The following is a 13,720-nucleotide window of genomic DNA, read 5'->3' as shown; positions in this document are numbered from 1 at the left end:
GCGGCGATCCTCTTCGGTCGCGCTCACTCGTCGCTTGCGCCCGGCGGGCGCAGTTCCGAAACGAACTTGTCGAAGTCGCCAGCATCCTGGAAGTTCTTGTAAACGCTCGCGAAACGGACATAGGCGACGTTATCGATCCGGGCCAGAGTCTCCATCACGATCTCGCCGATGACTTTCGATGAAATGTCGGTTTCGCCCATGCTTTCCAGCCGCCGCACGATGCCGGAGATCAACTGATCGATGCGCTCTGCCTCGACCGGGCGCTTCTGCATCGCGATGCGGATGGAGCGCGCCATCTTGTCACGGTCGAAATCTTCCCGACGGCCGTTCGATTTGACGACGACGAGGTCGCGAAGCTGCACCCTCTCATATGTGGTGAAACGCCCGCCACAAGCGGGACAGAAACGCCGGCGCCTGATGGCGACATTGTCTTCGGCCGGACGCGAATCCTTGACCTGCGTATCGACATTTCCGCAAAACGGACAGCGCATCCTGAGCCCCTCATTTCGTCCCCATCTCTGACTTATCCACAAGCGAGGCAGGAATCGCAACAGGGTTTGTAGAAGGTGGCGAATATACCACCAGATGAGGTCAGGCCGGCGTGAAGGCGAGCGCCACCTCGCGGCGATGCGGTGCGTCCCGATGTTCGACCACATAAATGCCCTGCCAGCGCCCCAGCATCATCCTTCCGTCACTGACCGAGATCTGGACCGAGACCGGCAAAACCGAAGCCTTCATATGCGCAGGCATATCGTCAGGGCCTTCAAGGCGATGCGTCACCCAGGCCATTGAAGGATGATCGGCACGCGGAGCCAACCGATCGAGCCATTCCAGAAGGTCGCGACGCACATCCGGATCGGCATTTTCCTGAATAAGCAGGCTGGCCGAACTGTGCCGGATCATCGCGGTCAGCACACCGTCGCCCTGCCCCTCGACCTGTTCCTGCAGGGCGCGGGTAATCTCGTAAAAGCCCGGACCGCGTGTCTGGACAGAAATGCTGCCGATCACGGATTGCCCCCTTCCGGCGCCGGAAGCGCGTCAGGGCAATCGTCGTTCGCGATGTCGTCGGCCTTGTCGTGATCCATCGTCATCCGCTTGGTCGTGCGCGCGCCAAGCTCTCGCAGCATCTCGACCTGCCGGATGACATTGCCATTTCCGCGCGACAGCCGGTCGACGGCGGTGCGATGCGCCTGCCCTGCCCTGTTCAGTGCCACCCCGACATCGTCAAGCGCATCGACGAAGCCCGCGACCTTGTCATACAGCGCCCCGGCGCGCTTCGCGATTTCCAGCGCGTTGCTTTCGCGACGCTCGACCATCCAGATATGTTCGACGGTGCGCAGTGTCAGCATCAACGTGGTCGGCGTTGTCAAACCTACGCGCTTGTCCATCGCGAAGCTGGCCAGACCCGGATCGACGCGCATCGCCTCGGAAAAAGCGCCTTCGATCGGAATGAACATCAGAACGTAGTCAACGGCCCCATCATCGAGCTGGTCGTATCCTTTGGCCGACAGACCGGTGACATGCGCGCGGATCGAGTCGACATGACGCTTCATCGCGGCGCTGCGGGTCACGTCGTCCTCGGCATTCACCGCCTGCTCATATGCCAGAAGCGAGACCTTGCTGTCGATCACCAGCAGCTTCTTCTGGGGCATCTTGACGACGACGTCCGGGCGCCATGTCCGGCCATCTTCGTCCGTCCAGCTTGACTGGATATCGTAATGAATTCCGCTATCAAGCCCGGACTCTTCAAGTATCCGCTCCAGGATCATCTCGCCCCATGCGCCCTGCTTTTGCCTGTCGCCCTTCAGCGCGCGGGTCAGCGCGCTCGCTTCGGTGCTGATATTCGCGATCTGCTCGCGCAGTCGCGCTCCCTCCTCGTCGAGGATGCGGTTGCGGTCACGAAGTTCTTTCTGGAAATGATGCACCTGTTCGCGGAACGGGTTCAGCAGCGCGTTCAGCTGCTCGCCATGCGACTTTTGCATGTCCGCGCCCTGCACGCGCAATGTCTCATTCGCCATAAGGCGGAAATGGCCGGTCATTTCCTCGCGCAATTCGCGCAACTGGGCAAGGTCATGCTGCGCCCTCTCGCGGTCCTTTTCAGCCGAAAGCCGGGCCTGTGCGAGATCCGTTTCCAGCCGCGAGACGGCCTGCCGCGTCGCGTAAAGCGCGTCGTTCAGCCCGTCACGTTCTTCGGCAAGCTCGGCGAGGCGGGCGGCGCGATCCTCCAGTCGGGTTTCCATCTGACCGAGTTTCAGTGAGGTGTCGCGACCCTCGGAAAGCTCCGCGTCGTAACGCGATTTCAGCTCCGCAAGCTCTGCGGATTGGCGGGTCAGCTGATCTTCGCGCGCGCCCAGATCCTGGGTCAGCCGATCCCGGCTGCTTTCGGCTTTCAGCAAAGCACCGCGGCTGCGCAGATAAAGCACCGCCAGCAGGCAAACACCCGCCAGCAGCAGCCCCAGAAGCCAGCCTGTAACCGTCGCGTCGCCCAGCAAGGCAAGAAACCACGGCTGAAAACCCTCTTGCATCGGGCCCCCGTAATTGTTCTTGCTTTGTACCTAGCGGATCAGCGCTGAGCCTGCAACAGCGGCGCGTCGATCAGGCCGCGCGCAGCAGCAGAAACTGCTGCAACGACAAGCCGAAACCGCGCAGATCGTGCGAGGGCGCGCCCTTTTCGGCCAGCCAGTCGAAAAGCGGTGCCTGTCGGCCGCTTGAAAAGCCCATCGTCCAGTTCGGAAACTTCCGCGCGTCGATCTCACCCTCGCCGTAGATCGTGATGTCGCGGTGGCGACTGTCGTCCATGATGCTTTTGACAACTGGCCCGATTTCTTCTTCAGGCCCCTCCAGCCACTGGACGAATACGCCATCCTCGGCATGCAGAAAGCCCGTCAGTCCTGCCTGCGTGTTCCGTACTCTCGCAACGCGCAGGATTTCTTCGCAATCGCGATCAAACGATTCCGTATTTCCGTTGCTGCGATAGAGGACGTGCGAGATGGTCATCGGGTGTTCCTTTCAGGACGTCTGCCACTACACTCGCATTTCCTCAATCAATGCAAGAACTTATTTCCGAGATTAAGAAAGGTTATATGGCCTACTGGTCAAGGAAGCTGCGCAACTTGCGCGAGCGCGAGGGGTGTTTCAGCTTGCGCAGCGCCTTCGCCTCGATCTGGCGGATGCGTTCGCGGGTGACGCTGAACTGCTGGCCGACCTCTTCCAATGTGTGGTCGGTATTCATGCCGATGCCGAAGCGCATCCGCAGAACCCGTTCCTCGCGCGGGGTCAGGCTGGCCAGAACGCGCGTCGTGGTTTCCTTCAGGTTTTCCTGAATCGCGGAATCCAGCGGCAGGACAGCGTTCTTGTCCTCGATGAAATCGCCAAGCTGGCTGTCCTCCTCGTCCCCGATAGGGGTTTCAAGGCTGATCGGTTCCTTGGCGATTTTCATCACCTTGCGGACCTTTTCCAGCGGCATCTGCAGCTTTTCGGCCAATTCTTCGGGCGTCGGCTCGCGGCCGATTTCATGCAGCATCTGGCGGCCGGTGCGAACCAGCTTATTGATCGTCTCGATCATGTGAACCGGGATACGGATGGTGCGGGCCTGATCCGCGATGGACCGCGTGATCGCCTGACGGATCCACCAGGTCGCATATGTCGAGAACTTATACCCCCTGCGGTATTCAAACTTATCGACCGCCTTCATCAGGCCGATATTGCCTTCCTGAATAAGATCAAGGAACTGCAGACCGCGGTTCGTATATTTTTTGGCAATCGAGATCACCAGCCGCAGGTTTGCCTCGACCATTTCTTTCTTCGCCTGGCGCGCCTCTTTCTCGCCGCGCTGAACCTGATTCACGATGCGGCGGAATTCCTCGATATCGACGCCGACATACTGTCCGACCTCCGCCATGTCGTTGCGAAGCTGTTCGACCTTGTCGATGCTGCGTTCGAACAGGGCCTGCCAGCCGCGGCCCTTGTTGGCGGACATGCGGTCAACCCATGCCGGGTCGAGTTCCGCCCCGCGATAGGCGTCGATGAATTCGCGACGGTTGATCCGCGCGGCATCGGCCAGTTTCACCATGCCGGAATCGATGGTCACGATGCGGCGGTTGATGCCGTAAAGCTGGTCAACCAGCGCTTCGATACGGTTGTTGTGAAGGTGAAGCGAATTCACCAGCACGACAATTTCGCTGCGCAGCTTCTGATAGGCGACTTCGTCGGCGGCAGAGAAGCTGTTATCCTCGTTCAGCGTCGCCGACATGCGCTGATCCTGCATGTCCGCGAGGTGTTCGTAATCGCGGGCGATGGCTTCCAGCGTCTCCAGCACCTGCGGCTTCAGGCTGGCTTCCATCGCGGCAAGCGACAGGTTGGCGCCGTCATCCTCGTCATCGTCGTCCGATTGCATCGGATTGCCGTCGGCGTCGGTCTCCTGCTCGCCTTCGCTGCGTGCCGCCGGGGTGGCGCTTTCGTTAAGATCCTCTTCCTCGTCATCGTCCATCGACTGGCCGAATGTGGTTTCAAGGTCGATCACGTCGCGCAGAAGGATGTCTTCGTCCAAAAGCTCCTGCCGCCACATCGTGATGGCCTTGAAGGTCAGCGGGCTTTCGCAAAGCCCGAGGATCATCGTATTGCGCCCGGCTTCGATCCGTTTGGCGATCGCGATCTCGCCTTCGCGCGACAGCAGCTCGACAGAGCCCATTTCGCGCAGATACATGCGCACCGGGTCGTCCGTGCGATCAAGCTTTTCAGTCTCGGACGTCGCGACCGCGACCTCACGAGAGGTCGATGTCGTTGCGACTTCGCCGCCGGTTTCGCCGTCCTCGCCTTCTTCCTCGTTCTCGACGACCTGGATGCCCATTTCCGAGAGCATCGACATCACGTCCTCGATCTGATCGGAACTGACCTGCTCGGGCGGCAGCACCGCGTTCAACTGGTCATAGGTGATATAGCCACGCTCTTTCGCTTCCGCGATCATCTTCTTGATCGCGGCCTGACTGATGTCGAGGGAGTGGTCGTTGTCCTGGCTGTCGTCGCGGGAGGTGTCGTCGTCCTTGGCGGCCATGAGCGTCCTGTCAGCAGTGTGATTCGGTTGGCTCCGAATCAGATGGGGATCGGCACCTTTCTAGACAAGATGCAGCTAAGTTCCTAGGCCATGCGAATCGGCCAGGGTGATTCGGTCGTGTCACCCGCTATCGCGCTTGCGGCGGGTCTCGAAATAAGAGGCGAGCCGCGCCGAAAGCGCGCCCCGATCCTCGTTCAGGTCCGAACTGTCCTCGATCTCGGGGCGTTCGGCACGATGCCGGGCGCGGGCGGATTCGCTGACGCGCCATGTCAGCCCCTCGTCCACGAGGCCCTGTATCTCGGCCTCGGCACGAAGCAGTTCGGACATTGCCGCGCGCCGCGCCTCGATCTTGTCGAGGATATTGGCCAGCACGACAGCCGCCTTTTCCGCGTCATCGGGCTTGCGGATCAGCGGCGATGCCCGGACATAGGCATCCTCCATGATCCTCGCAAGGGCTGCGCGCCCCGCGACGCTGTCGCTGCCGGCCAGAAGGTCGTGACACAGGGCCGCGCGGCCGTCATCGGCAGGGGCCAACAATTCCAGGCGCGATTCCACGCGACCGGCAAGCCCCGGATAGACGGCGCAAAGCGCCAGAACCATGCTTTCAAGCGTCGCGTCGCCCGTATCCTGCTGCCCAAGCGGGGTGGCGCGTGTCTGCGCGCGGGCCGGTTCCGGTTTGCCACGCCAGTTGCCGCCGCGTGAGGCACCAGCCTCGCGCGGGCCGGGGGTCAGCCGCCCTGCCCCGCGCCGCCCGCCGAAAAGTTCGAAGCGCCGTTCCTTCAGCGCGGCAATATAGTGATTGCGGGTCGCATCGTCGGGAATCCGCGCGATCGCCTTGCGCAGGCTGGCATCCAGCGCCGCGCGCCGTTCCGGGCTGTCGAACTCTCGCCCCTCGATCTCGCGCTCCCACAGCAGATCGACCAGCGGGCGGGCCTCGGCCAGCACTTTTTGCATTGCGGCTGCCCCGTGGGCCCGGATCAAATCGTCGGGGTCCTGTCCGCCCGGAAGTGTCGCGAAACGCAGCGCCTGTCCCGGCCCGGTCATCGGGATCGCAAGATCAATCAGGCGGCGCGCGGCGCGCTGACCCGCTTCGTCACCGTCCAGCATGATGACCGGCTCGGGGCTGATGCGCCACATCAGACGCAACTGATCCTCGGTGATTGCGGTGCCAAGCGGCGCGACCGCGCCGTCAAAGCCGGCAAGGGACAGCGCGATGACATCCATATACCCCTCGGCCACGACAAGAGGCGCGCCGCGCCCGACGGCCGCGCGCGCCGGTCCGGCGTTATAGAGGTTGCGGCCCTTGTCGAACAAAGGCGTTTCTGGGCTGTTCAGATATTTCGCCCGCGCATTCGGGTCCATCGCCCGCCCGCCAAAGGCGATGGCGCGTCCGCGTGCGTCGCGGATCGGAAAGATTATGCGACCACGGAAGCGGTCATAGGGCGCGCCGCCATCGTCGGGGACAATCACGAGGCCCGCTTCGTCCATCACATCCGGCGGCACGCCTTTGTCGCGCAACGCGTTGAACAGTCCCTGTCTGAGATCGGGGGCGAATCCCAGTTCGAATTTCTCGACAGCGTCCAGTTCCAGCCCGCGTCCGGCAAGGTATTCCCGCGCCGCGGCCCCCTGCCCCGTGCCAAGCTGCATCCGGTAAAAGCGCGTCGCGGCTTCCATCGCGTCGGCCAGCACGCTTCGGCGGTCGGCACGCTTTGCTTCGCCCGGATCGCGGTCTGGCATCGGCAAGCCCGCCTCTGATGCCAGAACCTTCACCGCCTCGACGAAATCCAGCCCGTCGGCTTCACGCAGAAAGTTCAGCGCGTCGCCCTTGGCGTGACAACCAAAGCAGTAATAGAAGCCCTTCTGGTCATCGACATGGAACGAGGCGGTCTTTTCACCGTGAAACGGGCACGGTGCCCACCAGTCGCCCTTGGCCTGATTCGAACGATGCAGATCCCAGGTGACCTTGCGCCCGACGATCCGGCTGATCGGAACGCGGTTGCGCAATTCATCAAGGAAGGCGGGCGAGATCGACATGGGCTGAATATCGTGGCGTCGGGCGTTCCGGGCAAGAGCGGATGCACCTAGCGCGTCGGATCGGCGCGACCATCAGCACCATCCGCCCCGCCGACCGCGCGTCGAACAAGCGTGCCATAGTGGCGATAAAGCGCTGCGCGGTCCAGCCTGCCCCCGGCGCGAAACCAGTTCGTGACCCCTGAAAGCATCCCGATCAGCGCCATTGTCGCCAGCCGCGTATCCTCGATCCGCATATCCCCCGCTGCGACACCCGCATCGAGTATCCGCTGCAGCGCGCCTTCATAGTCGCGACGCAGCGCAGTGATTTCAGCGTGATTGTCGGGCGAGAGGTTTCTAAGCTCCATATAGGACAGGAAAACGCCGTCGGCGTGATCCAGACTGGTGTCGATGTGGAAACGCACGAAACGCGAAAGCCTTTCCGGGGCCGAAACCTCCGCGTCGTCCTGCCATGCGCGCAGCAGCATATGCATGTGGTCGCGCAGCAGGTCCGCCAGCAAAGCCTGCTTGTCGGCGGTATAGCCGTAAATCGTGCCGACCTGCACGCCCACCTCGGTGGCGATCTGGCGCATCGAAACCGCCGCATAGCCGTGACGAGCAAAAAGCCTGCGCGCGGCGTCGCGGATCAGCGGGCCAGTCACTTCTGCGCGGGAACCCTGCGTTCTTGCCATCGCCCTGCCTATCCGAGCGGAGGAGAGCCACGTTTCGCGGCACTGCCGATCAGGTCGAAGAAGTCGGCCGGGGCGCGGGCGCGAAGTTCTTCGGCCAGGTCGCGCCCCATCGCCGCGCCATCGCGCGCCAGGCCCTCGCGCTGTCCCGCGAAAACCTGCGAGCCGTCGGGAAGGATCAGCTCACCTCGCAGAAACAGACGATCCGCGTCAAGTTCAGCAAGACCTGCGATGGGCGTCTGGCACGACCCGTCCAAAGCCGAAAGGAATGCGCGCTCTGCCGCGATGCGCAGGCGCGTATCACCATCGCTGATCGCGGCCAGCAGCTGCGCGCAGCGCGCGTCATCGCGCCGCCGCTCGACCCCGATCGCGCCCTGTGCCACGGCGGGCAGCATCTCCTCGGGCGGGATTTCGCTGCGCACGACATCCAGCCGCCCGAGACGCGCAAGACCCGCCATTGCCAGAAAGGTCGCCTGCGCCACACCCTCGGCCAGTTTTTTCATGCGGGTCTGCACATTGCCGCGAAACTCGACAAGCGTCAGGTCTGGCCGACGATGCGCAAGCTGCGCGCGACGCCTGAGGCTGGAACTGCCGACAACCGCCCCCTGAGGCAGTTCCGCGATGCTGCCGTACAAAGAACTGACAAATGCATCGCGCGCATCCTGACGCGGAAGATAGCAGTCGATAATAAGCCCTTCGGGTTGCAGGACCGGCATATCCTTCATCGAATGGACGGCGATGTCGATCTCGCGATCAAGCAGAGCATCTTCGATTTCGCGCGTGAATAGCCCCTTGCCGCCGATCTCGTTCAGCGGACGGTCAAGAATCCGGTCGCCGGTGGTCTTGATGACCACAATCTCGAACGCCTCGGCAGGCAGCCCGTGCGCCAGCATCAGCCTGTCGCGGGTCTCGAACGCCTGGGCAAGCGCCAGCGGCGATCCGCGCGTGCCGATTTTCAACGTGTCGTCGGGAGTGGGCCAGTCTGTCATGGGCCAGCCATAACGACGGGCGCCCTTCTTGACAATGCCGGTCCGCCTGCGTTGAACGGTCGCGGAAAGAGAGGCCCCATGACCAAGAAAATCCTGCGCGTCCTTGCCGGTGAAACATTGCAGACACCGCCGATCTGGATGATGCGCCAGGCCGGGCGATACCTGCCCGAATATCGCGCGACGCGGGCGCAGGCCGGGGACTTCCTGTCGCTTTGCTATAATCCCGATCTCGCCGCCGAAGTGACCCTGCAACCGATCCGCCGCTATGGTTTCGACGCAGCTATCCTCTTCGCCGATATCCTGCTTGTGCCGCAGGCGCTTGGCGCGGATCTGTGGTTTGTCACCGGCGAGGGGCCGCGCCTGTCAACCATCACAGATGCGCAGGGTGTGGCGTCCCTGAAACCCGCGGATGCCGTTCACGAAACACTAGCGCCAATCTATGAAACTGTCCGCATTCTGTCGCGTGAACTGCCGTCTGACACGGCCCTGATCGGCTTTGCCGGGGCGCCCTGGACCGTAGCCACCTACATGATCGCCGGACGCGGCACACCGGATCAGGGACCGGCACATGCCTTCAAGCGCGCGGACAGGGCAGCGTTCTCCGCACTTGTCGATCGGATCACCGAGGCGACGATCGAATATCTTTCCGCCCAGATCGACGCCGGAGCCGAGGTCGTGAAGCTTTTCGACAGCTGGGCCGGCAGCCTGACAGGTCGCGATTTCGATGATTTCGCGATTGCGCCTGTTGCCAGGATCATCGCGGCACTGAAATCCCGCCATCCCGATATCCCCGTGATTGCCTTCCCGCGCGAGGCCAAGGATCGCTACAAGGGCTTCGCGCAGGCCACGGGTGCCGATTGCGTGGCGCTCGACAATTCGGTCGATGCAGGCTGGGCCGCATCGCATGTTCAGGTGCACGGACCCGTGCAGGGTAATCTGGACCCGCGCCACATGGTCGGCGGCGGGCAGGCCCTGATCGACGAGACCCGCACCATTGTCGAGGCGTTCCGCGGCGGGCCGCATATCTTCAATCTCGGGCACGGGATCACGCCTGATGCCGACCCCGAGAATGTCGCGCTGATGATCGAAACCGTGCGCGCGGGCTGATGCGATGTGGGTCATCGCGACGATCATCGCAGCGCTCGCCCAGACCGGTCGGAACGCCGCGCAGGCCGGGCTGACGGGACAGATCGGCACGATCGGCGCGACCGCCGTGCGGTTCTTCTTCGGGCTTCCCTTCGCAATCGCGTTCCTGATTGCGATGTCGTTCTCGCAGCAATTGCCCGTGCCGACTTTGCTGACCTTCGCGTGGGCCGCGACCGGCGCGACGGCGCAGATTGCGGCGACCGCTTTCATGCTGATCACGATGCGGGGTCAGGGCTTCGGCGTCGCCACCGCATTGATGAAGACCGAGCCGGTGACGCTGGCTGTTTTCGGGACGGTCTTTCTGGCCGAGCCGCTGGGGCCGGCACGATTCATCGCGATTTCGATCTGCGTTCTGGGTGTCATCCTGATTTCCGGCGCGTCGTGGTCGCGCGCGAACCAGCGCAGTGTCGCGATCGGCATTGTCGCGGGTGCGCTGTTCGGGCTTTCCGCAATCGGTTTTCGCGGCGCGATCCTCAGCCTGCCCGAAGGCGGTGCCGTACTTCGCGCGAGCATCGTTCTGGTCATTGCCCTGACAATGCAAACCATTGCCATGCTGCTTTGGATGGCGTTGCGCGACCGCGCGGCGCTTGGTGCAATCGCCAGAAGCTGGCGCATCTCTATCGCTGCCGGGGCGCTTGGCGCGTTCGCCTCACTTTTCTGGTTCATCGGCTTCGCGCTTACCTCGGCGGCGAATGTGCGCACGCTGGCGCTTGTCGAAGTGCTGTTCGCGCAGGCCGTATCGACGCGCCTGTTTCGGCAGGGCGCTACCCCCCGCCAGATCGCGGGGATCGGCCTTGTCGTTACCGGCGTCGCCGTTCTGATCCGCGTTGCCTGACGCGCCGCCTTCTTTCGGATTCACCGCCAAGGACATTTCCCCCTTGTGAAGGCCCGCGTCGCGCTGCTAAACGCGTCGGCGGAGACGTGGCCGAGCGGTCGAAGGCACACCCCTGCTAAGGGTGCATACCGGAAACGGTATCGAGGGTTCGAATCCCTTCGTCTCCGCCATTCACCGCCGATTGCTGACGAAAATAGCCTATGTGCCGTCGATTGCCGTGTGTTTTCGGATATTTGATTGCGCTACGCCTGCCTGCAATTATGTTGGTTGCGTCCAGAATCGTAGCTTAGATAAGGCCATTTTTTTCATGCGTCGCCTGCTAGCCGCCGTGGCCTTGCTGTTTGGCTTGATCTCTGGAGGGCTCGCTTATGCGGCGCCGCATGTAGGTGCCTATATTTGCCCGGCTTGCTATGGCTTTCGGTCCGTCGCGCCACGCTTGTATGTGGACAAGGCTGCTAGCGAAGCGCAAGTAAACGCCGCACTGACAAACCTAAAAGCGGCGAATGATCGTGTGCTTCGGTTCTATCCAGAGCGTGCATCGCACCCAGTATGGCTCTTGTGCCTGTCGGAGACCTGTCAGAACGGGTTCGGCAGGGGGCCGCTTGCTATGGCCTACCTGAACACATTCGTCTTTGTGTACCCGGACGGCGCGACCGTGCCGATCCTCGCGCATGAAGTCGCTCATGCAGAGCTTCACAAACGGGTCGGCGTTCTCCGTTTTATTGGGGGCGCGGTTCCGGCCTGGTTTGATGAGGGACTCGCGGTCTATATCTCCGGGGACGAACGCTATCTGGATGTGAAGAATGGTACGATTATCGGTTGCCGAGATACTGAACTGGCAGAGTTGCCGAGCGACGGAAGGCTATTCCGCCATCTTGCCGCTAGCAATGCGAACGCCCTTTACACGGCCTCGGCCTGCAAGGTGATCGATTGGATGAACGAACATGACGGCATGCGTGGCGTGATCAGGTTCGAGCAGTCCGTTCGAAGTGGAACCGCCTTTTCAGGGTGATTTCCTGATCCGACATCGTACCACTAGTTTCTGTCCATTCGCGCTGCCGCGCAATGAGATCTGAAGGCGCATGCATCGATTTCGTAGGGCTATCGCGTAGGTGTAGTTCTCCGTTTCGCCGTCTTCGGCCCGCGACTAACCTTTCTTGTCGTCTAGGGAGACGGCGATTCGGAGCTGACGCTGGCCAAAACCGCGACGGCTTGTCGGAAAGATGTACCGACTTTGACGCGGCTTCAGCACAGAAGCGAGGTTTTGACGCGGTCGGCTCCGATCGGGTGTCGGCGGATGAATCGGCGACCGTGGTAGCTACCTCAGCCCCGCATTCGTATTCTTCGCCATGCCATTCAGGGTGGATCGCGGATGTCTTAAAACTCGCGGGAAATCGCTTCACGTCGCTGACAGAACAGGCGGCGCGGGATCAGCCGCCTGCGTCGATTTCCACGCCGAGATGTTTCGCGACCGTGAAAATGTCCTTGTCGCCGCGGCCTGAGAGATTCACCACCATCAGGTGATCCTTTGGCAGATCCGGGGCGATTTTCTGGACATGCGCCAGCGCGTGGCTCGGTTCAAGCGCAGGGATGATCCCCTCGGTCTGGCAAAGCAGCTGGAACGCGGCGAGCGCCTCCTTGTCGGTGACATAGACATATTCGGCGCGGCCCTGATCGTGCAGCCAGGCATGTTCCGGCCCGATGCCGGGATAGTCCAGCCCGGCGCTTATGGAATGCCCGTCAAGGATCTGACCCGCCTCATCCTGCAGAAGATAGGTGCGGTTGCCATGCAGGACGCCCGGACGCCCGCCTGTGAGCGACGCGCAGTGCTCCATCCGCTCATCCACGCCGTGACCGCCGGCCTCGACCCCGATGATGCGGACCGATGGGTCGTCGATGAAAGGATGAAATAGCCCCATCGCGTTGGAACCTCCGCCGATGCAGGCAATGACGCTGTCGGGAAGACGGCCCTCGGCGCGCATCATCTGATCACGTGTCTCACGGCCGATGATCGCCTGAAAATCGCGGACCATCGCCGGATAGGGATGCGGGCCTGCGACGGTGCCGATGCAGTAGAAGGTGTCGCGCACATTCGTCACCCAGTCGCGCAGCGCATCGTTCATGGCGTCTTTCAGGGTTCCCTTGCCAGAGGTGACGGGCACCACCTCTGCCCCCAGAAGCCGCATGCGGAAGACGTTGGGGGCTTGCCGCTCGACGTCCGTGGCACCCATGTAGACGATGCATTTCAACCCGAAACGGGCGCAGACCGTGGCTGTCGCCACCCCATGCTGCCCCGCCCCGGTTTCCGCGATGATCCGGGTCTTTCCCATGCGCCGTGCCAGCAGGATCTGGCCCAGAACGTTATTGATCTTGTGGCTGCCGGTATGGTTCAGTTCTTCCCGTTTCAGATAGATCTTCGCGCCGCCCAGTTCCTCGGTCAGGCGCGGGGCGAAATAAAGCGGACTCGGGCGACCGACATAATGCGCCCACAGATCATCCATCTCGGCCTTGAAGGACGGGTCGGTCTTGGCGCGCTCATATTCGGCTTCCAGATCCAGGATCAGCGGCATCAGCGTTTCGGACACGAAACGTCCGCCGAAAATCCCGAAGCGGCCCTGATTGTCCGGCCCCTGGCTGATCGAGTTGATACGGTCGGTCATGCGCGTCTCCTGTCGGTTCGGCCTGTCGTAACGAAGCACGAGAGGCCCGGCAAGCCGGGCTTGCGCAATTCCGCGCCAGAGGCTAGCAGATGCGCGTCGGAGGAGTGGCAGAGTGGTTTAATGCACCGGTCTTGAAAACCGACGTAGGTGAAAGCCTACCGTGGGTTCGAATCCCACCTCCTCCGCCACTTGCCCCCGCGAAAGCGTTCTCCCGATCCGGCTGCGGCCGGATTTTCTCGTTGTATTCGAGGGTTATGCGGGTGAGGCTCAGCACTGCCCCTGCTGCCAGGTGGCCCCGAAGCGGTCTCTCAGGGCCGATATTCTCCGGACCTCTCGAC

Annotated in this window: 12 protein-coding genes and 2 tRNA genes; 5 read left to right on the top strand and 9 right to left on the bottom strand. The window is 62.3% G+C overall.

Going from position 1 to position 13,720, the window contains the following annotated elements; all coding sequences use genetic code 11:
• Positions 1–23 precede the first annotated feature (23 nt).
• The 8 genes from nrdR to hemC form a co-directional block, all read right to left on the bottom strand.
• Positions 24–491 carry a transcriptional regulator NrdR gene (nrdR, locus tag FQV27_RS02135; RefSeq protein ID WP_147096173.1) on the bottom strand — a complete coding sequence of 156 codons (468 nt, stop codon included), beginning with the start codon at positions 489–491 and terminating at the stop codon, positions 24–26.
• A 100-nt stretch (positions 492–591) separates the two neighbouring features.
• The gene (locus FQV27_RS02130) at positions 592–1,008 is read right to left on the bottom strand and encodes a secondary thiamine-phosphate synthase enzyme YjbQ (RefSeq protein ID WP_147096172.1); all 417 of its coding nucleotides are present in this window, start codon (positions 1,006–1,008) and stop codon (positions 592–594) included.
• Entirely contained in the window at positions 1,005–2,525 is a 1,521-nt protein-coding gene (locus FQV27_RS02125) for a DNA recombination protein RmuC (protein WP_147096171.1), read from the bottom strand. The genes FQV27_RS02130 and FQV27_RS02125 overlap by 4 nt, the downstream gene beginning before the upstream one ends.
• Positions 2,526–2,595: 70 nt before the next feature.
• The gene (locus FQV27_RS02120) at positions 2,596–2,997 is read right to left on the bottom strand and encodes a BLUF domain-containing protein (RefSeq protein WP_147096170.1); all 402 of its coding nucleotides are present in this window, start codon (positions 2,995–2,997) and stop codon (positions 2,596–2,598) included.
• A 91-nt stretch (positions 2,998–3,088) separates the two neighbouring features.
• Complete coding sequence (rpoD, locus tag FQV27_RS02115; RefSeq protein ID WP_147096169.1) at positions 3,089–5,053, bottom strand: RNA polymerase sigma factor RpoD; 1,965 nt, start codon at positions 5,051–5,053, stop codon at positions 3,089–3,091.
• A gap of 120 nt (positions 5,054–5,173) precedes the next feature.
• Complete coding sequence (dnaG, locus tag FQV27_RS02110) at positions 5,174–7,087, bottom strand: DNA primase (RefSeq protein ID WP_147096168.1); 1,914 nt, start codon at positions 7,085–7,087, stop codon at positions 5,174–5,176.
• 47 nt (positions 7,088–7,134) lie between these two features.
• A complete protein-coding gene (locus tag FQV27_RS02105; RefSeq protein ID WP_147096167.1) occupies positions 7,135–7,755 on the bottom strand; it encodes a TetR/AcrR family transcriptional regulator in 621 nt (206 codons plus the stop codon).
• Positions 7,756–7,763: 8 nt separating this feature from the next.
• On the bottom strand, positions 7,764–8,741 hold the full coding sequence (hemC, locus tag FQV27_RS02100; protein ID WP_147096166.1) for a hydroxymethylbilane synthase: 978 nt from the start codon (positions 8,739–8,741) through the stop codon (positions 7,764–7,766).
• A 78-nt stretch (positions 8,742–8,819) separates the two neighbouring features.
• Between hemC and hemE the strand changes: the two genes are divergently transcribed.
• From hemE to FQV27_RS02080, 4 genes are all read left to right on the top strand, one after another.
• Positions 8,820–9,848 (top strand): uroporphyrinogen decarboxylase, encoded by a 1,029-nt coding sequence (hemE, locus tag FQV27_RS02095; protein WP_147096165.1) that lies wholly within the window; start codon positions 8,820–8,822, stop codon positions 9,846–9,848.
• Between the two features lie 4 nt (positions 9,849–9,852).
• Entirely contained in the window at positions 9,853–10,722 is an 870-nt protein-coding gene (locus tag FQV27_RS02090; RefSeq protein ID WP_147096164.1) for a DMT family transporter, read from the top strand.
• A gap of 80 nt (positions 10,723–10,802) precedes the next feature.
• Positions 10,803–10,892, top strand: a tRNA-Ser gene (locus tag FQV27_RS02085).
• A 437-nt stretch (positions 10,893–11,329) separates the two neighbouring features.
• Positions 11,330–11,734 (top strand): hypothetical protein, encoded by a 405-nt coding sequence (locus FQV27_RS02080; protein WP_147096163.1) that lies wholly within the window; start codon positions 11,330–11,332, stop codon positions 11,732–11,734.
• Between the two features lie 418 nt (positions 11,735–12,152).
• Here the strand turns inward: FQV27_RS02080 and trpB are convergent, their stop codons facing one another.
• A complete protein-coding gene (gene trpB, locus FQV27_RS02075; RefSeq protein WP_147096162.1) occupies positions 12,153–13,382 on the bottom strand; it encodes a tryptophan synthase subunit beta in 1,230 nt (409 codons plus the stop codon).
• 98 nt (positions 13,383–13,480) lie between these two features.
• Here trpB and FQV27_RS02070 point away from each other — a divergent pair.
• A tRNA-Ser gene (locus FQV27_RS02070) sits at positions 13,481–13,570 on the top strand.
• The last annotated feature ends 150 nt before the right edge of the window (positions 13,571–13,720 follow it).

Source organism: Paracoccus aurantiacus (assembly GCF_007993065.1).
Classification (GTDB): domain Bacteria; phylum Pseudomonadota; class Alphaproteobacteria; order Rhodobacterales; family Rhodobacteraceae; genus Paracoccus; species Paracoccus aurantiacus.
This window is presented reverse-complemented; position numbering and strand designations above follow the sequence as displayed.

Bases quoted from the DNA above. Each gene is read 5' to 3' on its own strand.
- nrdR (WP_147096173.1), bottom strand. From the start codon at position 491: ATGCGCTGTCCGTTTTGCGGAAATGTCGATACGCAGGTCAAGGATTCG.
- FQV27_RS02125 (WP_147096171.1), bottom strand. From the start codon at position 2,525: ATGCAAGAGGGTTTTCAGCCGTGGTTTCTTGCCTTGCTGGGCGACGCG.
- FQV27_RS02120 (WP_147096170.1), bottom strand. From the start codon at position 2,997: ATGACCATCTCGCACGTCCTCTATCGCAGCAACGGAAATACGGAATCG.
- rpoD (WP_147096169.1), bottom strand. From the start codon at position 5,053: ATGGCCGCCAAGGACGACGACACCTCCCGCGACGACAGCCAGGACAAC.
- dnaG (WP_147096168.1), bottom strand. From the start codon at position 7,087: ATGTCGATCTCGCCCGCCTTCCTTGATGAATTGCGCAACCGCGTTCCG.
- FQV27_RS02105 (WP_147096167.1), bottom strand. From the start codon at position 7,755: ATGGCAAGAACGCAGGGTTCCCGCGCAGAAGTGACTGGCCCGCTGATC.
- hemC (WP_147096166.1), bottom strand. From the start codon at position 8,741: ATGACAGACTGGCCCACTCCCGACGACACGTTGAAAATCGGCACGCGC.
- hemE (WP_147096165.1), top strand. From the start codon at position 8,820: ATGACCAAGAAAATCCTGCGCGTCCTTGCCGGTGAAACATTGCAGACA.
- FQV27_RS02090 (WP_147096164.1), top strand. From the start codon at position 9,853: ATGTGGGTCATCGCGACGATCATCGCAGCGCTCGCCCAGACCGGTCGG.
- FQV27_RS02080 (WP_147096163.1), top strand. From the start codon at position 11,330: ATGGCCTACCTGAACACATTCGTCTTTGTGTACCCGGACGGCGCGACC.
- trpB (WP_147096162.1), bottom strand. From the start codon at position 13,382: ATGACCGACCGTATCAACTCGATCAGCCAGGGGCCGGACAATCAGGGC.